The 285-nt window shown below is 35.4% G+C and carries 1 pseudogene; it reads left to right on the forward strand.

Annotated features, from left to right (window positions below):
• A pseudogene (locus V7147_RS09890) lies at window positions 1-285 on the forward strand (hypothetical protein); the annotation flags it as partial.

Genomic DNA, 285 nt, shown 5'->3' on the forward strand with positions numbered 1-285 from the left:
AAAAAGAAAAAGCACCAAAAATCGAGTTGCCATTAGACAAAGTTCATTTTACTGCATCTGTTAAACAATTTGCGTTAACCTGGAATCATTTTAACGAAGAAAATGATGAAGTCGTTGTACTTGAAAATGTTGTGATCCAGCAAGAGGGCCCAATTGACATTGGACTGGCTTGGTGCTCCCATTCAAAAACTTTAAAGAAATTAGAGCTTGAACCTGGTAATAACCTTGAATTTGATGCAAAGATTGTGAAAAAGAAATTAGCAAAAGGCAAGGATGTTGAAGAAG

The organism is Bacillus sp. JJ1521 (genome assembly GCF_036965165.1).
GTDB lineage: Bacteria > Bacillota > Bacilli > Bacillales > Bacillaceae_L > Ferdinandcohnia.